The organism is Streptomyces sp. NPDC001108 (genome assembly GCF_053598535.1).
The window spans coordinates 20,335-42,735 of sequence record NZ_JBSFKL010000013.1 but is presented as its reverse complement, the minus strand read 5'-3'; the positions used below and the strand labels follow the sequence as shown (position 1 = coordinate 42,735).

Here is a 22,401-nt window from a genome sequence, read left to right as displayed (position 1 = left end):
CGCCACGTGCGTCAATCCCTCGTGTGGGCGGGGCGGTTGTCAAGGCCCGCCGGACGGGCCGCCCCGGTCCGCCCCATGAGCCGGGCGGCATGGGGCGAATTGCGTCTACGCTGGGGCCCGCCCGATCCCGTACGAACCGTATGTCCCGAGGAGACCCCCCTGATGTCCGCAGAGCCCCCCACCCTGCCGCCCGTCCGGCTGCGCACCGAGGCCGAGCTGGCACGGGACGCGCTGGCCGCGCCGCTGCTCGCCCGTGCCGTCCGGCTCGCCCGCTGGGCGGGGCCGGAGACCGGTGTCGGCGCGGGCGGCGAGCTCGTCGACGAGAAGCTGCCCGCGGCTGCCGAGCACCTGGGCCTCACGGCCGACGAGAACGGTGCGGCGGAGGCGAGCGAGGCATGGCGGCTCGCGGTCGACACGGGGCTGATCGACGTGACGGACCCGGTCGAGGAGGACGGCCCGGACGCGGTGGGAACGGCCGCCCCCGGGGAGAACCTGCCGCTGGTCACCGGCGGTTCGCCGCAGGACGTGCTGGCGATCTGGCTCGACGGCCTGGAGGCCGCGTACGCCGACGCCACCGCGCCGGTCTTCGACGACCTGGCCGAACTGGTCGGCGAGGACGGTTCGGTCGACTTCGACGCGCTGGACTGGGACCCGGAGGCCGAGGCGGACTTCCTGGACGGGGCCCTGGCCAACCTCTACCTGCTCACCGTCGGCGACGGCCGGGGCGGCACGGACCCGGAGCCGGTGCCGCTGCCCGCGCTCGCCGCTTCGGTGATCGTCCCCGACGACATGGGCGAGCCGACCGACGACGTGCTGGAGCAGGTCTCCGAGGCGATGATGCGTCTGGACGACCAGTTCCGGGTACTGGAGCCGATCGGCCTCGTCGACTACCGCCCGGTGGACGAGTCGCTGCTGGTGGAGGCCGGCGAGGAGGCCGTTCCGGCGGCGGACGACGAAGACGTCACCCGGTACGGCATGGTCCGGCTCACCCCGCTCGGGCTGTACGGGCTGCGCGCCCGGATGCGGGAGGCCGGGGTGGACGCCCCGGCGCTCGGCGACCTCGCGGACAAGGGCGCCGACGCCCTGCTCGCCGGTGTCGCGCACTACCCCGAGGCGGCGGCGGGCAGCGAGGTCGAGCTGTGGCTGGCCCGGCGCGGCGACGCGGCCGGGGCGGCGGCCGAACTGCTGGCCGCGGCGCGCGGCACGGACCCGGGAGCGCCGCTGCGCCGGCTCCACTGCCAGCAGGCGCTCGCCCTGGTCGGCGCGGAGGCGGAGCCCGCGGTACGCGCGGTGCTGGACGATCCCGAGCTGGGCGGCCTGGCCCGGGTCTGGCTCGTGGAGCTCGGCGCGGACGCGGTGCCCGCGCCCTCGGAGTCGATGATCTTCTGGCTGGCCGTCGACACCATCGCGGCCCAGCTGGCGGCCGACGGCGACCTCGACGAGCTCCAGGGCCTGGTCGAGGGGCTGGCCGGCCGGCACAACGGTTTCTTCGACGAGGTCTGGCGGGTGGACCACCCGGCGACCGCCGACGTCCTCGACGCGATGGGGCGCCTGCACAGCGACAAGAAGAAGGCGAAGGAAGCCCGCAAGGCGGCGTTCAAGGCCCGCTCGCGCACCGGCTCCTGACCGCCCGTCGACCGGGGGCGCGGACCGTGGGGCGGGAATTGGACACAGGTTCCGGCCAACTGCACAGAAAGGGTGCCCCCGGACGTCGTCCGCAGTTCAACTGATGTTGGCGTGGGGGCGCGAACGTGGGTGCGGCAACAGCCCGCCCACGTCGTCCCCAGGAGTTACGTGATGCCCTTCACGCGCAGGGAATTCACCAAGCAGTCCGCCCTCACCGGTGCCGGTATCGCACTGACCGGCACCGTCGCGGCGCTGGCCACCGCGCCGGGCGCCCTGGCGGCGGACGAGCCGGAGCGCGGCCGGAACGACCAGGGCGAGAACGACAACGACCGGGGCAACGGCCACGGTCACGGCCGTGAGCCCGGCTACGGCCCGCTGCTCCCCGACCCCAAGGGCCTCCTCGCCCTCCCCAAGGGCTTCTCGTACCAGGTCGTCACCCACTGCGGGGTCACCCGGCTGGAGACCGGCGAGTACACCCCCTCCAACCACGACGGCACGGCCGCCTTCGAGGGTCCGCGCGGCGTCACCCTCCTCGTCAACAACCACGAGCTCAGCGGCGTACGGGCCGGTTGGGAGCACCCGGTCCCGCTCACCGAGGGCCTCGTCTACGACCCGGTCGCGGCCGGCGGCTGCACCGTCGTGGAGACCCGTCGCGACGGCCGCACCGCCGAGTGGGTCGGCATCGCCGGCACGTCCACCAACTGCGCGGGCGGCGCCACCCCGTGGGGCACCTGGCTGACCTGCGAGGAGACCGAGGACAAGGCGGGCAAGAACGGCCTGCTCAAGGACCACGGCTACGTCTTCGAGGTCGACCCCTACGACCGCCGGGCCAACCGCGACCCGCGCCCGATCAAGGCCTTCGGCCGGTACGCCCACGAGGCCGTCGTCATCGACCCCAAGCTCGGCCACGCCTACCTGACCGAGGACGCCTCCAAGCCCAACGGGCTGCTCTACCGCTGGGTCCCGCCGCAGGGCTTCAAGCACGGCCGGGGCAAGCTGCGCACGCTGGCCGACGACGCCGGGGTCCTCCAGGCCGCCAAGTGCTTCGACAAGAACGGCGCGTTCGTCGACGACCTGTCCCGCGCCACGAAGATCGGCACGGTCTACGGGGTGGACTGGGCCGACGTGCCCGACCGCGACGCCAGGACCGTCTCGGTGCGCAAGCAGTTCGCCGACGGCGAGATCACCCGCGCCCGCAAGCTCGAAGGCATGTGGTGGGGCGACGGCGGCGCCTACGTCGTCTCCTCGTTCGCCCGCGCCGAGAGCCCCGTCCAGCACGACGGCCAGGTCTGGTTCTACGACCCGAAGCGCCGCACCCTGACCCTGAAGGTGCTGCTCGGGGTCAACCCCGACCCGTCGAAGGACGGTGCCTTCGACGGCCCGGACAACATCACCGTCTCGCCGTACGGCGGTCTGGTCATCGCCGAGGACGGCGACGGCCTCCAGCACCTCTTCGGCGCGACCGGGAGCGGCCGCACCTACCCGATCGCCCGCAACGAGCTGAACATCGGCAGCGAGGAGGAGCCGGAGTACAGCGAGTTCACCGGCGTCACCTTCTCGCCCGACGGGCGGACGCTGTACGCCAACATCCAGACGCCGGGCATCATGGTCGCCATCACCGGCCCGTGGAAGCGCCAGCCGCAGAAGTAGTGTCCGCCGCTCCGTACGGGGCTCCGCCGCCCAGTGGCGGGCCGAGCCCCGTACAGGGGTGTGCCGGACCTGGCCCGGCGCCCTCGGCTACAGCGCCTGGGCGGCGGGCTTCACCATGCCCCGGACGGTGCGCGACTTCACGAAGTCGCCCATGGCCGTCATCTCCCATTCGCCGGAGAACTGCCTGATCAGCTTGGCCATCATCACGCCGGTCTGCGGCTCGGCACCCGTCAGGTCGAAGCGGACCAGTTCCTCGCCGGTGGCCGCGTCGACCAGCCGGCAGTAGGCCTTGGCGACCTCGGTGAACTTCTGCCCGGTGAACGAGTTGACCGTGAAGACCAGGCCGGTCGCCTCGGCGGGGAGCCGCCCCAGGTCCACGACGATCACCTCGTCGTCGCCCGCGCCCTCACCGGTGAGGTTGTCGCCGGAGTGCTTGACCGCGCCGTTCAGGATGGAGAGCTTGCCGAAGTAGCAGCTGTCCAGATGGTTGCGGTTGGGGCCGTAGGCGATCACGGAGGCGTCGAGGTCGATGTTCTTGCCCCGGAACGCGGGCTCCCAGCCGAGGCCCATCTTGACCTGGGAGAGCAGCGGGCGGCCGCCCTTGACCAGGGAGACCGTCTGGTTCTTCTGGAGGCTGACGCGGCCCTTGTCGAGGTTGATCTTTCCGCTGCCGGGCGCGGGCGGGGCGGCGGGCGGCGGCGGGGGAGCGGCCGGGGCCGGCGGAGCGGCGACGCGGGGATCCACGGGAGCCGCGGCGGGGGCCGGGGGAGCGGAGGGCATCGGGGGCGGCGGCGCGGCGGCGGGCTCCTCCTCGACCGTCACGCCGAAGTCCGTGGCGATCCCGGCCAGGCCGTTCGCGTACCCCTGGCCGACCGCGCGGGCCTTCCAGACGCCGTTGCGGCGGTAGACCTCGATGACCACGAGCGCGGTCTCGGCGCCCAGCCGCGGCGGGGTGAAGGTGGCGAGCACGCTGCCGTCGTCGGCGTCGCGCACCGTCGCGGTGGGCTCGATGCCCTGGAAGGTCTGGCCCGCCGCGTCCGGGCTGGCCGTGACGACGATCTTCTCGATGCCGGCCGGGACCGCGGCGGTGTCCACCACGATCGCGTCCGGTGCGGTGCCGCCGCCGGAGCGGTAGGCCACACCGGGGCCGTTGGGCTGGTTGTAGAAGATGAAGTCGTCGTCGGAGCGGACCTTGCCGTTGACGGTGAGGAGCAGGCCCGAGACGTCGAGCCGCACCGGAGCGGCGACGTCCACGGCCACGCGGGCCGCGGAGAGAGGGATGTTCGAGCCGGGGGTCATAGCGGTCATGCTCCGGGTAACGAACGATGTCCCTTTGCCGTTCCCTTACCTTCGGAGACGACCCGGACTTCCTGAACTTCCCGGACTTTCCGCCGGTATCGCCCCCGCCGCCCCCACCACTGCCCGGCTGCCCCGCCGCTCAGCGGTTGCGGGGATGGTTGCGGGCGGTGCGTTCGTTGCCGTGCTTGTACGCCCCCGTCCAGCGGGCCATCACCAACTGCGCGTCCCCCGACTCCACCTCCGTCAGGAACTTCGCCGCCCGGGCGCCGCGCAGGGTGCCCGCGTGGCGGCCGTGATGGGTGAGGGTGACGCTCGCGTCGCCGTGCTGCTCGTACAGGAATCCGGAAGGTCTCGGCATGGGGCCGTATCCTGCCCGCCGCGCGGATGTCCTGTCGCGCGGATTTCGGGCGAGGGTGCTGCACTTGCGGGGTGAGGGGGGTGCTTCGGCCCGGGGCGCGGCGCTTCGTGGTCAGTGCGGCCAGAGGGGCGGTCGGGTGCAGAAGTGGCCGCCGAGGTGGGCGTGGTCGGGGTCGTCCGGGTCCGGTTCGCCCTGTTCGGCGACGAGCCGGGCCGCGTACGGCTCGGAGTCGTCCCGCGGCTCGTACCCCAGCGCGCGGGCCGATGCCAGGTCCCACCACAGCCGGGTGTTCGCGGAGGAGCCGTACACGACGGTGTGTCGTACGTCCTTCGCGGTGAGCGCGGCGTGGAAGAGTCGGGCGCCGTCCGCCGGGCTCAGCCAGAGCGACAGCATCCGCACCGAGGTCGGCTGGGGATAGCAGGAGCCGATCCGTACCGAGACGGTCTCCAGACCGTGCCGGTCCCAGTACAGCTGGGCGAGGTCCTCGCCGAAGGACTTGGACAGGCCGTAGAAGGTGTCGGGGCGGCGCGGGGCGTCGGTGCGCACCGACGGATCGCCGGGCAGGGGCCGGGGCGTGTAGCCGACGACGTGGTTGGAGGAGGCGAACACCACCCGCCGCACGCCCTCCTCCCGCGCCGCCTCGTAGAGGTGGTACGTGCCCTCGATGTTGGCCCGGAGGATCCTGTCGAACGAGGACTCCAGGGAGATGCCCGCGAGATGGATGATCGCGTCGACCCCCCGGACCGCCTCGCGCACCGCCTCCCGGTCGCCGAGGTCGGCGGTGACGGCGTCCGGTTCGCCCTCGACGGGGACGGCGTCGAAGAGCCGGAGCGTGTACCCGTACCCGGGCAGCAGCCCGCGCATCAGGGTGCCGAGACCGCCGGCGGCGCCGGTCAGCAGGACGGTGCGGGGAGCGGGCATGCGCGGATCTCCTCGGCCTGGACGTCGTCGGGGTGGACGTCAGCACGGACAGCATTCATATCCGTGGACACGCTAGGAAGTGTCGATGTGTCGGGTCAAGTGTGCGGGCGGCAGGGCGTCCCGGGTGGGTGGGTTTGCCACCCGCTTCGACGATGGTGCGTCGTTCTCCTCCTTGACCCGCGCCCGGAGGCTGGCTTAGCGTGCAGTCGTTCATGAATGTGGACACCAGTCAGAATTGTGCACGACTGCACGCTCAGGGAGCGCCAGTGACCTCAGCACCTCTTGCCGCCCGCCTCACCCGTGTCGCCGGGCCGCTCTTCTTCCCCGTCACCGCGTACGGCCCGGACGGCGGTGTCGATCTCGACGCCTTCCGCGCCCATGTCCGCGCCGGTGTCGACGCCGGCGCGGCGGCGGTCTTCGCCTGCTGCGGCACCGGTGAGTTCCACGCGCTCACGCCCGAGGAGTTCCGCCGGGTCGTCGCCGCGGCCGTCGAGGAGACCGCCGGGGAGGTGCCGGTCGTCGCCGGGGCCGGTTACGGCACGGCCCTCGCGATCCAGTACGCGAGGATCGCCGAGGAAGCGGGCGCGGACGGGCTCCTCGCCATGCCCCCGTACCTCGTCGTCGCCGACCAGGCGGGGCTGCTCGGCCACTACACCGCACTGGCCGCCGCCACCTCCCTGGAGACGATCGTCTACCAGCGCGACAACGCCGTCTTCACCCCGGAGACCGTCGTCGCCCTCGCCGGCACGCCCGGCATCATCGGCCTCAAGGACGGCTACGGCGACCTCGACCTGATGCAGCGCACGGTGAGCGCCGTCCGCACCGGACGGCCCGGCACGGACTTCCTGTACTTCAACGGGCTGCCGACGGCCGAACTCACCGGCCCCGCCTACCGGGGCATCGGCGTCACGCTCTACTCCTCCGCCGTCTTCGCCTTCGCGCCCGACATCGCCCTCGCCTTCTACCGGGCCCTGGACTCCGGCGACGACGCCCTGGCGGGCGAACTCCTCGACCACTTCTACCGGCCGCTGGTTGAGCTGCGCGCCAAGGGCCGTGGCTACGCCGTCGCGCTGGTCAAGGCCGGGGTGCGGCTCGGCGGGCTGGACGTCGGCCCGGTCCGCACCCCGCTCACCGAGCCGACCGCCGCCCATGTGGAGGAGCTGACCGCGATCATCGCGCGCGGCCGGGCCGTGCTGGAGCGGTACGGATCGGAGCACCTGGGACAGGGCGGGGACGAGCAGCCGGAGCCCGGACCGGGGACGCGCGGGTGAGGACCTCGGCCTTCCTCTACCCCTGGGACGTCGTCGGCGACCCGGACGCCGCCCGCCGCCTCGCCGACCTCGGCGTCCAGCAGGTGACGCTCGCCGCCGCCTACCACTCCACCCGGGCGCTCACCCCGCGCCACCCGTCCCACCGCGTCGTCACCGCCGAGTACGCCGCGGTGCTCTACCCGCCGGACGCCGACCGCTGGGCGGGGCGCGCGCTCCGTCCCCGGACGCAGTCCTGGACGGCCTCGGCCGACGCGTTCGCCGAGGCCGCCGAGGCCCTCACCGGCGTCGGCCTGGAGGTGCACAGCTGGGTGGTGCTGGCGCACAACTCCCGGCTGGGCGCCGAGCACCCGGACACCTCCGTGGTCAACGCCTACGGCGACCGCTACCCCTGGGCGCCGTGCGTGGCCCGGCCCGAGGTGCGCGCCTATCTGACCGACCTCGCCGCCGAGGCCGCGACCCGCGCCGGCGCGCGCGGCACCGAGCTGGAGTCCTGCGGCTGGTACGGCCTCGCCCATCTGCACGCCCACGACAAGATCGCGGGCGTCGGGCTCGGCGACGCGGCGCAGTACCTGATGTCGCTCTGCTTCTGCTCCGCCTGCCGCGCCGGTTACGCCGGACAGGGCCTGGACGCCGACGCCCTGGCCGCGGCCGTGCGCACCGCGCTGGAACCGGTCTGGGCCGGTTCCGGCTCCGGGGCGGCCGGCCGCGCGGGCATCGGGCACCTCCTCGGCGCCGATCTCGCCGCCACCACCCTCCGGTGGCGCGGCGAGGTGGCCCGTACGCTCCAGGAGGATGTCGTCGCGGCCGTACGGGCGGCGGCGGAACCCGGCTTCCAGGTGCTGCTGCACGCCGATCCCGAACCCCACCGCACCGGCGCGAACACCGGCGTGGACCCGGCGCACATCCTCTCGGTGGCGGACGGCGTGGTGCTGCCCTGCACCGGCGACGACGCGGCGCGCGAGGCGGTGCTCGGCCCGTTCACCGGCCGCGGCGGGGTGCTCGCGGCCAACTTCTCCGTGGTCACCGGGATGGGCGGCAGCCCCGCCGCCCTGGAGCGGGACGCCGCGCACGCCGCCTCGCTGGGGGCGAACCAGCTCCGCCTCTACCACGCCGGGCTGGCCTCCGACCCGGACCTCGCGGCCGTCGCCGCGGCCCTGGCCGGTCTCCGCTCCCGCGGATGAGGACGCCGGGCCGGCGGGGGCGTCCGTCAGCCACCCCCGCCGGCCCGGTCCACCGTCCGTCCCCGCTCAGCCCGCCAGCGCCGCCTTCATCATCTTCTGCGCGATCGGCGCCGCCAGGCCGTTGCCGCTGACCTCCGAGCGCGCCGCGCCCGAGTCCTCGACGACCACGGCGACCGCGACCCCCTTGCCGCCGGACCGGTCCTTCGCGTAGGAGGTGAACCAGGCGTACGGGGTGCTGCTGTTGCCCACACCGTTCTGCGCGGTGCCGGTCTTGCCCCCGACCTCGACCCCCGCGATCCTCGCGTTGCTGCCGGTGCCCTCCTCGACGACGGTCACCATGGCGCCGCGCAACTGCTCGGCGGTGGACGCCGAGACGATCCTGCGGGTGTCGCCGTCCGGGTACTCCTGGAGCGGGTCGCCGTCGCCGTCGGTCACCGAGGACACCATGTGCGGCGCGGCCAGCTCGCCCCCGTTGGCGAGGGCGGCCGAGACCATGGCCATCTGCAGCGGCGTCGCGGTCACCTCGAACTGGCCGATGCCGGTGAGCGCGGTCTGCGGCCGGTCCATGCCGGTCGGGTAGACGCTCTTCGACGCCCGCACCGGCACGTCCAGCTTCTCCGCGTTGAAACCGAACTTCTCGGCCATCGCCCGCACCTTGCCCTGGCCGAGATCGACGGCCGCCTTCGCGAAGACGTTGTTGCAGGAGTACTGGAGCGCGACGCGCAGTGTCGCGTTCTCGCAGGGGGCCGTCGCGCTCTCGTTGCGCAGCACCGTGCTGGAGTCGGGCAACGTGTACGGGTTGGGGCTGTCGGTGGGCGTGTCGACCGACCCGTACAGCCCGTTCTCCAGCGCGGCCGCGGCCACCACCAGCTTGAACGTGGAGCCCGGGGCCAGCGGCTGCCGCATCGCCCGGTTGACCAACGGCATGTCCGGGTCGTCCTGGAGCTTCTTCCAGGCCGTGCCGTCCGTCGTCCCGCTGATCGTCGACGGGTCGTAGGAGGGCGTGGAGACCATGGCCAGGATCCGGCCGGTCGCCGGGTCGATCGCGACCGCCGCGCCCTTGTCGTCGCCGAGCGCCTCGTACGCCGCCTTCTGCACGTCCGGGTCGATCGTCGTCAGGACGTCGCCCGGTTCCTCCTGCTTGCGGGTCAGCGCGCCCAGCGGGTTCTTCAGCCGGTCGTCGGTGCCGTCCAGCACATCGCTGTAGATCCCCTCCAGCTGGGTGGACCGGTACGCCTGCGAGCCGTAGCCGGTGACGGCCGCGTAGAGCTCGCCCTGCTTGTAGGTGCGTTTGTACGCGAGGTCGCTGCCCACCGTCCTCTTCGATCCGGTGACCGGGCTTCCGGCCACGATGATGTCACCGAGCGGCTGCGCGTACTGCGCGATGGTGTTCCGCCGGTTGCGGTCGTCGTCCGCGAGCGCCTTCGCCTGATATGCCTGCACCCAGGTCGCCCGCACCAGCAGGGCGAGGACCAGGAGCAGGCAGAAGACCGAGGTTCGCCTGATGGTTCTGTTCATCCCATCGGAGGGACGAGCCGGACCTCACGCACCGTTCCCGACCGGGGCGGTTCTCACCGCTTTCTCATGGGACGTCCGGGCGCGGCGGCTTCCCCGACGGATGCGTCCGGTACGGCGGCCGGTACGGCTCAGAGCCGCCGGGTGGCGAGGGCCAGCCGGTCCCGGGCGTCGAACAGCGCGTCCTTCACCAGCTGCTCGTGCGCGGGGGTGAGCCGGGCGACCGGCACCGAGCAGCTGATCGCGTCCCGCGCGGGGGTCCGGTACGGGACGGCGACGCCGAAGCAGCGCAGACCGAGGGTGTTCTCCTCGCGGTCCACCGCGTACCCCTGCTCGCGGACCAGACGCAGCTCCTCGATGAGCTTCTCGCGGTCGGTGATGGTGTGCTCGGTCAGCGCGGGCAGCGTCTCGGGGAGCAGCTTGCGCACCTGCTCGTCGCTGTGGGTGGCCAGCAGCGCCTTGCCGAGCGAGGTCGAGTGCGCGGGCAGCCGGCGGCCGACGCGGGTGAACGGACGCAGGTAGTGCTGGGACTGCCGGGTCGCGAGGTACACCACGTTCGTCCCGTCGAGCCGGGCCAGGTGGATGGTCTCCGCCGTGTCGTCGGAGAGCCGGTCCAGCGTCGGCCGGGCGGCCGCGACGACCTCGTCGCCGTCGATGTACGAGGTGCCGACCAGCAGGGCCCGCACGCCGATCCCGTACCGCGTGCCCGTCGCGTCCGTCTCCACCCAGCCCAGCTCCACCAGGGTGCGCAGCAGCATGTAGAGGCTCGACTTCGGGTAGCCGACGGCCTCCTGCACGGCGGCGAGCGAATGCATGCCGGGCCGCCCCGCGAAGTATTCGAGCAGCTCCACCGTCCGTACGGCGGACTTGACCTGTGCCCCGCCGGATTCACCGACCGACATCGCCCTGCACCCTTCCAGCCACTGGCCCCGACCCGTCGCCGGAACCCCCGGACCCCTTGGACCGGGGCTCCTTGCCAACATCGAGCGCCCGGAAATAGAGTCACGTCATATTCACGATTCAGAACTCTGTTCAGAATACCGAACAATCTCCGATGTGCGGCAGTGAGCGGAAGGAACCACGGTGGCAGCAGCACCAGTCTGGAGCGTCGACCCCCGCACGGGGAACCCGCGTGAGCAGGTAGCGGTGGAGGCTACCGCGCAGGAGATCGACCGCGCGGTCCGGGCCGCCCACGCGGTACGGGAGTCCCTCGCCGACCGCACCCGGCGCGCCGCGTTCCTGCGCACCGCCGCCGAACTGCTCACCGAGGCCGGCGAGCACGTCATCGAGGCCGCCGACGCGGAGACCGCACTCGGCCCGGCCCGGCTCACCGGCGAACTCGCCCGCACCGCAGCCCAGTTGAGGTCCTTCGCGGAGGTCGTCGAGGAGGGCGCCTTCCTCGACGTCCACATCGACCACGCGGACGCCGACCGCACCCCGCCCTGGCCCGACCTGCGCCGCTACAAGATCCCGCTGGGCGTCGTCGCCGTCTACGCGGCCAGCAACTTCCCGCTGGCCTTCTCCGTCCCCGGCGGCGACACCGCGAGCGCGCTGGCGGCCGGCTGCCCGGTCGTCGTCAAGGCCCACCCGGACCACCCCGCCACCTCCGAACTGTGCGCCTCCGTGCTGCGCCGGGCGGCCGCCCGCGTCGGCCTGCCCGAGGACGTGCTGATCCTGGTGCACGGCTTCGAGGCCGGCGTCGAGCTCATCCGCCACCCGCTCGTCGCCGCCGCCGGGTTCACCGGCTCGGTACGCGGCGGCCGGGCCCTGTTCGACGCGGCGGCGGCCCGCCCCCGCCCCATCCCCTTCCACGGCGAACTGGGCTCCCTCAACCCCGTCGTCGTCACCGGGGCGGCCGCGACCGAGCGCGCCGAGGAGATCGGCGCCGGGCTTGCGGGTTCGATGACCCTGGGCGCGGGCCAGTTCTGCACCAAGCCCGGCTTCGTCCTGGCCCCGGCGGACGAGAGCGGCGACCGGTTCCTGAAGTCCCTGACCGACGCGGTCAGCGACACCGAGGCCGCGGTCCTCCTCGACCACCGGATGCGCGACGCCTTCCTCGCGGGCGTCCGGACCCGGGCCGAACTCCCCGGCGTCGAGGCCCCGGTCACCCCCGGCGCGGGCGGGGAGCACACCGTCGCGGCCGGCTTCCTCACCGTACCGGCCGGACTCCTGGTCGCCGAGGGCCCGCACGACGAGCTGCTGGAGGAGTGCTTCGGCCCGGTCACCGTCGTCGCCCGCTACGCCTCCGAGGACGAGATCACCGCCGTGCTCTCCCGCCTCCCCGGCAACCTCACCGCCACCCTCCAGACCGCCACCGGTGCCGACCCGGACGCCCCCGCGCTCCTCGCGGCCCTCACCCCGCTGGCCGGCCGGGTCCTCGTCAACGGCTGGCCCACCGGCGTCGCCGTCGCCCCCGCGCAGAACCACGGCGGCCCCTACCCGTCGTCCACCTCCACCTCCACCTCGGTCGGCGCCACCGCCATCGAACGCTGGCTGCGCCCGATCACGTACCAGACCACCCCCGAGGCCCTGCTCCCGCCCGAGCTCCACGAGGACAACCCGCTGGGCCTGCCCCGCCGGGTCGACGGCCGCAGGGAGTCGTGACACCCGCCTGGCCCACCGGTCCGGTCTCCCGCATCGAAGCCCTCCTCGCCGCGCCGCTCCCGGCCGCCGGGCCGACGTCCGACGAGGGGGAGCCGGAGACCGGCGAGTGGAGCGCGACGACCGGTGAGGGCTTCCGCATCGAGCCCCTCTGGCAGAGCGACGACCTGGTGGGCGTGTACGGGACCGACTGGGCGGCTGCCGAGGCCGCCGCCTCGGACCGGCTCGCCGGGCTCGCCGCCGAGCTGGACCGCCGATGGGGCCCGCACCGCACGGCGGGCATGCGGGTCCCGATCTTCCGGAACGCGGCGGGCGAACCCCTCCCGCCGCTCTACCAGGCGCTCTGCGACACGGACTGCCTGGGCGACCTGGTGGTGTGGGGCCCGGTCGGCGGACGGTGGATCGCGGTCTCCCTCAACCAGAGCGACGGCGACGCCCCGATGATCCTCGTGGCCGTGGTCTCCGACCGGCCGATCACGGAACTCGACGAGGACGAGGACGAGGGCGAGGGCTGAACCGGGGCCGGCGGGACACCCTCGGCCGCGGACCGTACGGGGAAACCCGGTTGTGGGCGCCGAGCTGTCCCGGGGAGCATGCCGGGATGAACCAGGAGACGGATGAGATACGCGAGGCGATCGCGGGCGAGCTGCGTCTGATGGACCCCGCCGTACGGATGTCACGCTCGCTCGCCCAGGAGCTGCTGGACCCCGAGTTCTTCGAGGTCGGCGCCTCGGGGCGGCGGTGGACGTACGACGAGATGCTCGCCGCGCTGCCCGAGATGGACTGCTCGACGCAGAGCGGTCCGCACTACGAGCCCTCGAATTTCTCCGGTGCCCTGCTGGCACCCGGGCTGGTGCACCTCACCTACGAGACCACGCTCGGCGGGGACCGCGCACTGCGGACCTCACTCTGGCGCAGGCGGGGTACGTCCACGGTGTGGCGGATGTACTACCACCAGGCCACCCCCGTCCCGCCCGACGGCGCCTGAGCCGCGGAGCGGCGGCGTCCGTCCTCGGAGAGCCCCGTGTCGCACCTCGGCCCGAGAGCTCGGGCAGTGGTACGAGGAAAACGAGAGAAGAAGAGACATGCGCGTCGAGATCCGGAGCGACATCGCCTGCGCGTGAACCAACGTAACCATAGGTTACCGCGAGGCTCTGACCAGCGTCTATGCAACGGAAGTTGGGCAGCAGGAAGCCCCGTCCATACGCCGGGGGAGACGTATGGACGGGGCTGGTTGAGCTATCCGGTCGGTCAGTGCGGCGCGAAGGTGGTCGCGCGCAGGTCCGACAGGCGGCGCTGATACATCGGGCCGATGGCGTGCGCGCCTCTGGCCTCGCTCGGGGTGGCTTGCTCGATGAGGTGATGGGACACGGCCTTGAGGTGAGCGGCCCAAGCGATCACGTGCTGTTGGGCCGTCCGCCCGCATTCCTGCGGTTCACCAGGGAGGCAGAGCGGGAGTTCCGGCCCGAGCTTGTTGGCTGCGTGTCGGACGTATCGAGCGATGGTGAGCCATTCACCCTCAGTCCGCTGAATGGCGTTGCCGTCCTCCTCCCACCCCCATGGACCGAAGTCGTCCCCGTGATCGTCCATCTGTGCACTCCCTTGCATTCAGCGGGCTAGGCCGGTGCGGCGATCGTAGCGGCGGGCCCGCTTCCTTGGGGTCGCAGTGTCCGACCGAAGGAACGCACGGACCACAGGGGCCGCACATGGGTAGGAACTGCGGAGGAGTGCACGACTGGACACCGTCCCCGTGAACCGCTGCGATTTCGGCCGCGACCTCGGTCATCTGCGCGCCGCCCCAGATATCGGAGATCGGCTTTTCCAGCACATTGCCGAGGGTCAGGAATCGACCAAGGACGCAGGGCCACACGTCGCCGGTCGGGCCGATGGCACACTTCTCGTGAGCGCAGTGCCCGCACAGATCAGCGATAGTCGGTGCTGCGCCGTTGCTCGCACGGCCGAACGCACGCGTCCGGTCACCGCCAACCGTTCCGACACCGAGCGCCGTAAGGTCCCGTGCGGCTTCCTGTACCCGCTGGCCGGCCTGCACGGCGACGACTCCGCCACGCAACGGGATGCCGAGTTCCAGCGCCTTCTGGACATTGGCGCGAGTTTTCCTGTGCGATCCGCGCAGTTGCGTCACCTGGTCGTGTTCCTCGGCGGTGTCCGAGTAGTACGACGTAGCCAGCTTCACGCCGTACTCCGCGAACGTGGCCGGGGGCAGCTCGGGGCATCCGAGGACAGAGCACGGGGGAGTCGGGGCATGGAGGGAATCGCCTCCTCGGCACATCCCCAGATTCAACGTGCCGTTAGTGACTCAGAAAGTGAAGGCGAGTTTACCCACATCGTAGCTATTTAATGCTCACGGCACCATCATTTGTTCGCCTACATAGCTGAACTTTTCCTGTTTCGCAGTCAGTTGAAGGGCTGGGTGGCTTACCGTCAGGAACGACGAACCGCGTATCTGCGGAGTCTCGCAAGTGCCGTTCCTGCACCCCACCCATCCAGAGAGGGGCACCATCATGCCCAAAGGCACAGTCATGCCGCCCCACCCCCCTCGACCATTCCTCGAACTGCGCGTCGGCGGACTGCACATGACCGTTCAGCGCATACCCCGATGGCTCGTCACGACGGCGACCACGGTCGCTGGCAGCGCACTTGCAGCGTGGTTCGCGTCCCGCTGACCGCGGCCCCGCCGACTGCTGGAGCAGTCAGTTCGGGGCACCCGGGGGCGGGGTCTGCGCAGCATGGGGACACCTCCTACCCGAGGCGTAATTTTCGCAGCAAGCAAATTTCTAAGCAATTTGCCCGGTTTCGCCCGATCCGACTATTGGCTGTGGCCCAAATTAGCTAGGGCATAAACCGTCGAAGTCGCGGCAGTATGGGTTTCACGCAATTTCACGTTCTGGCCCCGCAGTTCACGGAAGTTCACGCCCCATCCCCGTGCCGCGACCCTGTACATCTTGATGGGATGCGTCCATGACGACCGATGAGAACCGCTCCCCTTCCTTTGAACTCCGATGTGGTGGACTGCATGTGACAATCCGACGTTTCCCCGCATGGCTGGCGGCAGTACTCACAACGGCCATAGGAAGCGGACTCGCAGCGTGGCTCACTTCACGGTAAAGGCGCAAGCCAAAGCGCGGGTTCGGTGCCCGGAGGCCCTTGCCTGGAGCCCTGTCGCCATATGGCGTCAGGCAAGGGACCGAGGCTCATGCCCTGTACGTGCCGTTCGGAGCGATAGTCGGGGGAGTAACCGGCGTTCCGTTCGGGTGGTGGGGCGATCGATATCCGTGAGCCGGTCGGCGTGCCGAACTCGCTGAATCCCTCTCGGTATCACGGTATCGGCTCCCCTTGCTGTGTCGGCCCAAGCGGGCCGCCCGTCCGCATCGCGGGGAAAGTGCGGGTATTCCCCACCCGGTCCGGGGTCGAGTGCGTCAACTGCCATCATCAATTGTCGGTGTACTCGCGCCGGTAGAAGCCGTGACCGGGATGCAGGCCGGTGTGGCCCAGGGCCCACTCCTGGGCGGCTTCGGGGCGGGTCTGCGGTCCGGACGACGTGCCACACCCGATGAAGGTGCAGAACAACTCTGCCGTCACACCACTCTCCGGTGCCTGCACGAACGTGTTGGGTACGTATCGGAACGTGGCGCGGATACTCATCAGTGACCGTCCGGATGCCGTCGCATCAGGACGTTGCAGTCCGTCACGGTCGTCCGGTCGAGCCCCGCGCGGGCCCAGCCACGGACCCTGGCCAGCTCGGCGCAACCCGCGCATCCCTCGACCGGTTCGGGCTCCGCCAGCTCAGGAAACAGGGGGAGTTGAAGGGCTGGAGTGTCGGGGTACCGCCTTGGTTCAGTCATGCGCTGATGGTTACTCACCCTCGCGGACGTTTCCCTGAGCGCGACGGCGACAGTTGGGACGTGGGCCGCTAGTCTCGGAGAAGGCCCAAAAGGGCGGCGCAAGGGGGTTGACATATTGAATACCGCGCTCAGGTCCGCCATGGACGATGCCGGACTCACCTCGCGTCAACTCGCATACCGGGTGGGGGTATCGTCCAAGCAGGTGGAGCGATGGCTCAGCAATCAGGAGCTGACACCCCACGCGAGGAACCGAGCGGACGCCTGCCGGGCGCTGGGAGTTGACGAAGACATGGTGTGGCCGAAAGCGGTGCAGGAAAGGTTCAAGACCGGGAACGACCGGGAGTTGGTCCACAGCTACCCCTACCGATCGGCGTGCCCTTCCACCACCTGGACGGAGTTGGTCGAATCCGCCGGTGACGAACTGTTCCTGGCCGGTTATACGAACTACTTCTTCTGGACGCAGGTTCCCCATTTCGCCGAGACCGTCCGGCGCAAGGCCGAATCGGGATGCCGGGTGCGATTCCTCGTGGGCGACCCGGACGGGGAGGTGACCCGGCAGCGTGAGGAGATCGAGGACGTGGCGCTCTCGGTTTCGACGCGTGTCCGTATCACGTTGGAGCACCTTGACCGGCTCGGCGCCCTGGAGAACGTCGAAGCGCGCTTCTCCGCCCCGCTCGACGCCATCAACCATGTGAGCCTGTCGGTTTTCCGTTTCGACGACGAAGCCCTGGTGACCCCCCACCTGGCGCGACTGGTGGGGCATGACTCACCGCTGCTGCATCTGCGCCGACACGGCGAAGGCGGCATGTTCGACCGGTTCGCGGAGCATGCCGAAGAGCTGTGGAGCCGCGCGATTCACCGGTAGTGCGAAAGCGGAGAGCCCTGTAGCGGCGCCCTGGCTTGAGGGACGTTCCCCGGCACGGGAATGAGGACCTCCGGTCCCGTGTTGTGGACGGGGGCGGAGGGTGGCTCCGCGCTGCTCGGGCAGTGGTACGAGGAAAACGAGAGAAGAAGAGACATGCGCGTCGAGATCTGGAGCGACATCGCCTGCCCCTGGTGCTACATCGGGAAGGCCCGCTTCGAGAAGGGGCTGGCCGGGTTCGCCCACCGGGACCAGGTCGAGGTCGTGCACCGGTCCTTCGAGCTCGACCCCGGGCGGGCCAAGGGCGACACCGCGCAGGTGATCGACATGCTGGCGCAGAAGTACGGCCGCACCCCCGAGGAGGCGCGGGGCATGGAGGAGAACGTCGCGGCCAACGCCCGGGCCGAGGGGCTCGGCTACCTCACCGAGGGCCGCGACCACGGCAACACCTTCGACATCCACCGGCTGCTCCACCTCGCCAAGGCCCGCGGCCGACAGGACGCGCTGCTGGACCTCGCCTACCGGGCGAACTTCGCCGAGGAGCGGTCCGTCTACGACGACGAGGTGCTGGTCGAGCTGGCCGTCGAGGCCGGGCTCGACGGGGCCGAGGCGCGGGCCGTGCTCGCCGACCCGGAGGCGTACGCGGCCGAGGTGCGGGCCGACGAGCGCGAGGCGTCCGAGCTGGGCGCCAACGCGGTGCCGTTCTTCGTGCTCGACCGGCGCTACGGCATCTCCGGCGGTCAGCCCGCCGAGGTCTTCGCCCAGGCGCTGGAGCAGGCGTGGAAGGACCGCCCGCTCACCGCGCTCGGCGGGGACGCGGCGGCCTGCGACGCCGACGGAAGCTGCGAGGTCCCGCGCCCCTGAGGGCCCGCCCGGAAGCGGTGACGAGCGTCCCCCCTCCCTGCCCCCGGCCGTCCGTGATTGACCGGGGGCCGGGGGGACCCCAGGCTGGGCGCATGGATGATGCCTCGCTGAGCACCCTCGTGGACGACGAGTTCGCGCCGACGAAGACCTACCTCAACACCGCCTCCTGCGGGCTGCTGCCCCGGCGGTCCCTGGCCGCCGTGACGGAGCTGGCCGGGACGCTCTCCTCGGGGCGTACCGACGGCTCCGGCGACTTCGCGGTGGTGGAGGCCGCCCGGGAGCGCTTCGCCCGTCTCGCCGGGGTCGACGCCGACCGGGTCGCGGTCGGCGGCTCCGTATCCGTGCACGTCGGAATGATCGCCGCCTCGCTGCCGCCGGGGGCCGAAGTACTCGCCCCGGAGGGAGAGTTCAGCTCCGTCGTCGGCCCGTTCGCGATCCGCGGCGACCTCCGGACACGCTACGTGCCGCTGGAGCGGATGGCCGAGTCGGTGGGGCCGGACACCGCGCTGGTCGCCCTCTCCTCCGTACAGTCGGCCGACGGCCGCACCGCCGACCTGAAGGCGATACGCGCGGCCGCCGCCGACCACGGCGCCCGGACCCTGATCGACGCCACCCAGTCGGCCGGCTGGCTGCCGCTGGAGGCGGGCGAGTACGACTACACCGTCACCGGCGGCTTCAAGTTCCTGCTCGGTGCGCGCGGCACCTCCTACCTCACCGTCACCGAAGAGGCGCAGCCCGGACTGCCGCCGCTCCACGCCGCCATGAGCGCCGCGGAGGACCCCTGGGACAGCGTCTACGGCCCGGTCGAACGGCTCTCCCGGACCGCGCGCCGCTTCGACGCCCCGCCCGCCTTCCTCGCGTACCACGGCGCCGAGCGGTCCCTCGCGCTGCTGGCGGAGATCGGGGTGGATGCCGTTCACACCCACGCCACCGGGCTCGCGGCGCGGATGCGGGCCGGGCTGGTCCGGCTCGGCCACGAGCCGGTGCCCGGCCGGTCGCCCATCGTGGCCGTGCCCGGCCTCGGCGACCGGGGCGCGGACCTCGAACGCGCCGGGATCGTGGTGTCGAACCGGGCCGGGAACCTGCGCGCCTCGTTCCACGTGTACAACACGGAGGCCGACGTGGACCGGGTCCTGGACGTGCTCGCGGGCTGAAACCCCTACGCGGTTCCGTCCAGCGGTGCGCTCCGCCACTTCCACGCCGTGAGGCGCGGGTGGCCGGGCAGCTCGGCGCGGCCGGTGGCCCAGCGCAGCACGGCCCACCGGTCCGCGTCCGCCGGGGCGTCCGGGAACAGCCGGGCCAGCACCCGGTCGCACAGCGCGGCCGGCGGGTTCCACGCCACGTCCAGACCGGCGGCGAGATCGTCCATGTGCACCAGGGTCTCCACCACCCCCATCGCGCCGAAGCCCTCCGGGTCGGAGATCCCGTACGAGTGGAACGCGCGCCGCTCCGCCGGGGCCGTACGCACCATCGCGGCGAGCATCGCGCCGTTCGCCTCCAGCGTCCACAGCAGCCCGTCCGGCCCGGCCGCCCGGTCCGCGAAGACCGCGTTCTGCGGACCGCCCTCGCGGTCAGCGCCCCAGCGGTACGGGACGTAGTCGTCCAGCGGCGGCCGCTGCGGGCCCAGCTGGGCCGCGTACGAGAAGAGGTCGTCGCTCAGGTGCTCCACGGTCTCCCAGCAGGTCCACTCCAGGGGCCCGGCCGGCTCGTCCCAGCGGTCCGCGGGGGCACCCCGGAGCGCCTCGGCCGCCAGCCGTACCACCTCGGTCACGTCGTCCGCCGTGACCGGCAACCTGGCCCCGGTCAGGGCGGCGCGCTCCGCCGGGCCGAGCTCGACACAGAACTCGTTGCCCTCCGGGTCGGCGAGGGTCGCCCAGCCCCGGCCGTCCGGCCTGCGGTGGTCGGCCACGAGCGTGGCGCCCAGCGCGAGCAGCCGCTCGACCTCCTCGTCCCGGGTCCGGTCCTTCGGCTGGATGTCCAGGTGGACCCGGTTCTTGACCCGCTTGTCCTCCGGGACCGTGATGAACAGCAGTGCTCCGTCGGGCGATTCGACGGCCACCTCCGGGTCACCGGGCGAGTCGTCGGCACCGACCGGGGCGCCGAGCACCCCGGCCCAGAATCCGGCCAGGGTGTAGGCGTCGGCGCAGTCGATGGTGATGTGGCGCACGAATGAGGTCATGGGCCCACTCTCTCCGCCCGGACCTCGGGGGTACAGCGGATTACGCCCGCGGGGACGGATCGATGGGCCGCCCCTCGGGCACGGGAACGGGGACGGGTACGGGCGTGGGTGTGGGCGTGGGCGTGGGCGTGGACCTGCGCTGACGCGGCAGCACCTGCGGTGCCGCGATCCGGCGGTGACGGCGTCCGGGGAGGAACAGGGCGAGGATGCCGATCCCGGTCAGCCCGATCAGCCCGCTGAGGATCCCCACCCGGGGAGCCAGCGACGCCGACTCGGGCAGCAGGAACACCGCGGCGTCCAGGCTGAACGAGGCCGCCGCGACCATGGCGAGCGTGGCGGCGACCCGGTTGAGCCGGGTGTCGAGCGCCTCGGTCCGCTGCGAGGCCGCGGCCAGCAGCGAGTTGCCGACGTAGCCGAGCAGCTTGTCGGTCCGCTCCTGGGTGTTGTCCAGGCCGATGGACTCACGGGCCGCCAGATAGGTGGCCCGCGGGCCCTGGGCGGACTCTATGCGGTAGCCGTCGAGGTGGTGGTAGTCGGACCAGACCCCGTCCAGGAAGCGCCGGAACGCGTGCACATCGGTCGTGGGGGCCCCGGCCCTCGCGAGGTCGACCAGGATCCGCTTCCCGCCCAGCAGGGCGCCCACCAGCAGGGACTGCTGCGCCGTCGCGATGTCCGTCGGCTCCGTCATCGTCCGCAGCTCGGGCAGCGGGGTCTCCGGGTCGCGGTCCCAGGCGTACGTGTACGGCAGCAGGATCCGGCAGTGCGGCCCCGGGCTGAACTCCGGCAGCCGCGGATCGGACGACCACGGCGGGTCCTCGGTGACGAAGTGGCAGTTGTACCGGGCGGACTGGCGGTCCACCGGCGCGGCCACGCCGGTGCCCGCCAGGTCCGGCCGCAGCGCCAGCCCCTGCACCATCCCGCAGGCCGCCGCGGCCGTCAGCACCGCGCTGAGGATCGGACCGTCCGCGTCGCGGAGCAGGGTGTTCACGTGGGCGTCCAGCGTGTCGAGCTCGGCGAGCGGCAGCAGCCGCAGATCGGTCTCGTGGCGCAGCGCGTACGTCACCAGGATGCTGCCGGCGCTGAGGATCCGGGCGTGGCAGCCGACGATCTCCGTGCCGGGCAGGGTGATCACCTGGGTGATGATCTCCTTCAGGTCCAGCTCGATGGTGTGGTCCGGGTTGTACCCGAGCGACCCGAGCTCGCCGGCGACCGGGCGTAACGTGCCGTGGCCCGGCACCTGGAAGGAGTCGATCTCCAGGGGCGGGGAGTTGTGGTGCACGGGGTACGCCCTGCTCTGCAGGTGGAGCACCTGTCTCAACGCGTCGCTCCGGTGGCTCGTCCCGGAACGCCCTGTCCGGGGACGCCGCGCGCGGAGTTGTGCCAGGACACCGCCACGTACTCGGGGATCAGTTCGGACTCGGGCACGTCGATCCGGCCGAGGTAGCGCCGCTGGAGGTCCTCCGGGCCGCAGTCCTCGATCCCGTCGCCGAGCAGTTCGGTCAGGCCGTGGTGGGTCAGGTACGAGGCGTCCTCGGGCACCGAGCGGCTGCGGAACCACGTGCGCTGGTCGGCGAGGACCTGGCTCCCGGCGGCCGCGGCGGGCCAGTAGCTGACCGCCGTGACCGCGCACGGGCCGAACTCGGCCCCCAGGCCCACGACCGCGCGCGCCTCGTCCGGCGGCAGGTAGAAGACCAGCCCCTCGGCCACGTAGGCGACCGGGCGCCCGTCGGCCGCCTTGCGGACCAGGGCGGCCAGCTCCTCGCGGGAGGCGGCCCCGGCGAGGTCGGCGGCGTGGTGGTGGACGTCCCGCTCCGGCAGCGCCCCGGACGCCACCAGCTCCGCCGTACGGGCCTGCTTGGCGGCGATCATGTCCGGCAGGTCCACCTCGATGGCCGTCCGGAACGGCAGCAGCCAGGGGTACGAGGAGAATCCGGCCCCGCAGACCACGAGCACCGTGTCCGGGTCCTTCTCCAGCGCGCGGGCCAGGGTGTCCGCGATGAATCTCCCGCGCAGGGAGACGACCAGGTCGTCGTGGGGGTAGACGGTGCCGGCGAACTCGGCCCACAGCTCGCGCACCGCCGGCCGGTCGCTCTCCGGGATCCAGGCGGCTGCCAGTGGGTCCTCGGCGAGTTCGGGCATCCTGGCGCGCGACTCGTTGACGAGATAGGCGGTCAGTTCTACTCCACAACGCATAGGCGCATCTCCCGTGGG

22 protein-coding genes are annotated in these 22,401 nt (G+C 72.0%); 10 read left to right on the top strand and 12 right to left on the bottom strand.

Going from position 1 to position 22,401, the window contains the following annotated elements:
* Nucleotides 1–162 precede the first annotated feature (162 nt).
* A complete protein-coding gene (locus ACWC97_RS25780; RefSeq protein WP_352275066.1) occupies nt 163–1,626 on the top strand; it encodes a hypothetical protein in 1,464 nt (487 codons plus the stop codon).
* A gap of 171 nt (nt 1,627–1,797) precedes the next feature.
* Complete coding sequence (locus ACWC97_RS25775; RefSeq protein WP_352275067.1) at nt 1,798–3,276, top strand: alkaline phosphatase PhoX; 1,479 nt, start codon at nt 1,798–1,800, stop codon at nt 3,274–3,276.
* A gap of 87 nt (nt 3,277–3,363) precedes the next feature.
* On the opposite strand, the gene ACWC97_RS25770 is transcribed toward ACWC97_RS25775, so the two are convergent.
* The 3 genes from ACWC97_RS25770 to ACWC97_RS25760 form a co-directional block, all read right to left on the bottom strand.
* A complete protein-coding gene (locus ACWC97_RS25770) occupies nt 3,364–4,584 on the bottom strand; it encodes a TerD family protein (RefSeq protein ID WP_450651829.1) in 1,221 nt (406 codons plus the stop codon).
* A 130-nt stretch (nt 4,585–4,714) separates the two neighbouring features.
* On the bottom strand, nt 4,715–4,933 hold the full coding sequence (locus tag ACWC97_RS25765) for a hypothetical protein (protein WP_352275069.1): 219 nt from the start codon (nt 4,931–4,933) through the stop codon (nt 4,715–4,717).
* A gap of 111 nt (nt 4,934–5,044) precedes the next feature.
* Entirely contained in the window at nt 5,045–5,854 is an 810-nt protein-coding gene (locus ACWC97_RS25760) for an NAD-dependent epimerase/dehydratase family protein (RefSeq protein ID WP_352275070.1), read from the bottom strand.
* A gap of 266 nt (nt 5,855–6,120) precedes the next feature.
* Here ACWC97_RS25760 and ACWC97_RS25755 point away from each other — a divergent pair, with 266 nt between their 5' ends.
* Together ACWC97_RS25755 and ACWC97_RS25750 are read left to right on the top strand one after the other, a co-directional pair.
* On the top strand, nt 6,121–7,125 hold the full coding sequence (locus ACWC97_RS25755; protein ID WP_450651826.1) for a 5-dehydro-4-deoxyglucarate dehydratase: 1,005 nt from the start codon (nt 6,121–6,123) through the stop codon (nt 7,123–7,125).
* Nucleotides 7,122–8,306: a hypothetical protein gene (locus ACWC97_RS25750; RefSeq protein ID WP_450651824.1), complete on the top strand. Its 1,185-nt coding sequence runs from the start codon at nt 7,122–7,124 to the stop codon at nt 8,304–8,306. The genes ACWC97_RS25755 and ACWC97_RS25750 overlap by 4 nt, the downstream gene beginning before the upstream one ends.
* Before the next feature lie 66 nt (nt 8,307–8,372).
* On the opposite strand, the gene ACWC97_RS25745 is transcribed toward ACWC97_RS25750, so the two are convergent.
* Nucleotides 8,373–9,824 carry a peptidoglycan D,D-transpeptidase FtsI family protein gene (locus ACWC97_RS25745; protein ID WP_352275073.1) on the bottom strand — a complete coding sequence of 484 codons (1,452 nt, stop codon included), beginning with the start codon at nt 9,822–9,824 and terminating at the stop codon, nt 8,373–8,375.
* A 128-nt stretch (nt 9,825–9,952) separates the two neighbouring features.
* Nucleotides 9,953–10,723 (bottom strand): IclR family transcriptional regulator, encoded by a 771-nt coding sequence (locus tag ACWC97_RS25740; RefSeq protein ID WP_352275074.1) that lies wholly within the window; start codon nt 10,721–10,723, stop codon nt 9,953–9,955.
* Nucleotides 10,724–10,904: 181 nt separating this feature from the next.
* Between ACWC97_RS25740 and ACWC97_RS25735 the strand changes: the two genes are divergently transcribed.
* The 3 genes from ACWC97_RS25735 (at nt 10,905) to ACWC97_RS25725 (ending at nt 13,410) form a co-directional block, all read left to right on the top strand.
* Entirely contained in the window at nt 10,905–12,425 is a 1,521-nt protein-coding gene (locus ACWC97_RS25735; RefSeq protein ID WP_450651821.1) for an aldehyde dehydrogenase (NADP(+)), read from the top strand.
* Nucleotides 12,422–12,937 carry a hypothetical protein gene (locus ACWC97_RS25730; RefSeq protein ID WP_352275075.1) on the top strand — a complete coding sequence of 172 codons (516 nt, stop codon included), beginning with the start codon at nt 12,422–12,424 and terminating at the stop codon, nt 12,935–12,937. Before ACWC97_RS25735 ends, ACWC97_RS25730 begins: the two co-directional genes overlap by 4 nt.
* An 86-nt stretch (nt 12,938–13,023) precedes the next feature.
* Nucleotides 13,024–13,410: a nuclear transport factor 2 family protein gene (locus tag ACWC97_RS25725; protein WP_450651819.1), complete on the top strand. Its 387-nt coding sequence runs from the start codon at nt 13,024–13,026 to the stop codon at nt 13,408–13,410.
* A gap of 263 nt (nt 13,411–13,673) precedes the next feature.
* Here the strand turns inward: ACWC97_RS25725 and ACWC97_RS25720 are convergent, their stop codons facing one another.
* The 4 genes from ACWC97_RS25720 to ACWC97_RS25705 all read right to left on the bottom strand — a co-directional run bounded on the left by ACWC97_RS25720 (nt 13,674) and on the right by ACWC97_RS25705 (nt 16,285).
* Complete coding sequence (locus ACWC97_RS25720) at nt 13,674–14,012, bottom strand: hypothetical protein (protein ID WP_450651817.1); 339 nt, start codon at nt 14,010–14,012, stop codon at nt 13,674–13,676.
* On the bottom strand, nt 13,942–14,712 hold the full coding sequence (locus ACWC97_RS25715) for an SPASM domain-containing protein (RefSeq protein ID WP_450651946.1): 771 nt from the start codon (nt 14,710–14,712) through the stop codon (nt 13,942–13,944). Before ACWC97_RS25715 ends, ACWC97_RS25720 begins: the two co-directional genes overlap by 71 nt.
* A gap of 1,160 nt (nt 14,713–15,872) precedes the next feature.
* The gene (locus ACWC97_RS25710) at nt 15,873–16,085 is read right to left on the bottom strand and encodes a DUF7848 domain-containing protein (protein WP_450651815.1); all 213 of its coding nucleotides are present in this window, start codon (nt 16,083–16,085) and stop codon (nt 15,873–15,875) included.
* The gene (locus tag ACWC97_RS25705; RefSeq protein ID WP_450651813.1) at nt 16,085–16,285 is read right to left on the bottom strand and encodes a hypothetical protein; all 201 of its coding nucleotides are present in this window, start codon (nt 16,283–16,285) and stop codon (nt 16,085–16,087) included. Before ACWC97_RS25705 ends, ACWC97_RS25710 begins: the two co-directional genes overlap by 1 nt.
* Nucleotides 16,286–16,574: 289 nt before the next feature.
* Here ACWC97_RS25705 and ACWC97_RS25700 point away from each other — a divergent pair, with 289 nt between their 5' ends.
* From ACWC97_RS25700 to ACWC97_RS25690, 3 genes are all read left to right on the top strand, one after another.
* On the top strand, nt 16,575–17,150 hold the full coding sequence (locus ACWC97_RS25700; RefSeq protein ID WP_385211659.1) for an XRE family transcriptional regulator: 576 nt from the start codon (nt 16,575–16,577) through the stop codon (nt 17,148–17,150).
* Between the two features lie 153 nt (nt 17,151–17,303).
* Nucleotides 17,304–18,011, top strand: a complete 708-nt coding sequence (locus tag ACWC97_RS25695; protein ID WP_352275078.1) for a DsbA family oxidoreductase — start codon at nt 17,304–17,306, stop codon at nt 18,009–18,011.
* 92 nt (nt 18,012–18,103) lie between these two features.
* Nucleotides 18,104–19,165: an aminotransferase class V-fold PLP-dependent enzyme gene (locus tag ACWC97_RS25690; protein WP_352275079.1), complete on the top strand. Its 1,062-nt coding sequence runs from the start codon at nt 18,104–18,106 to the stop codon at nt 19,163–19,165.
* A gap of 5 nt (nt 19,166–19,170) precedes the next feature.
* On the opposite strand, the gene ACWC97_RS25685 is transcribed toward ACWC97_RS25690, so the two are convergent.
* The 3 genes from ACWC97_RS25685 to ACWC97_RS25675 are packed head-to-tail and all read right to left on the bottom strand — an operon-like array spanning nt 19,171 to nt 22,383.
* Nucleotides 19,171–20,190, bottom strand: coding sequence for a VOC family protein (locus ACWC97_RS25685; protein WP_450651811.1), 1,020 nt, complete (start codon nt 20,188–20,190; stop codon nt 19,171–19,173).
* Nucleotides 20,191–20,230: 40 nt separating this feature from the next.
* Nucleotides 20,231–21,508 carry a hypothetical protein gene (locus ACWC97_RS25680; protein WP_450651809.1) on the bottom strand — a complete coding sequence of 426 codons (1,278 nt, stop codon included), beginning with the start codon at nt 21,506–21,508 and terminating at the stop codon, nt 20,231–20,233.
* Nucleotides 21,505–22,383 carry a class I SAM-dependent methyltransferase gene (locus ACWC97_RS25675; protein ID WP_385211543.1) on the bottom strand — a complete coding sequence of 293 codons (879 nt, stop codon included), beginning with the start codon at nt 22,381–22,383 and terminating at the stop codon, nt 21,505–21,507. Before ACWC97_RS25675 ends, ACWC97_RS25680 begins: the two co-directional genes overlap by 4 nt.
* Between the last annotated feature and the right edge of the window lie 18 nt (nt 22,384–22,401).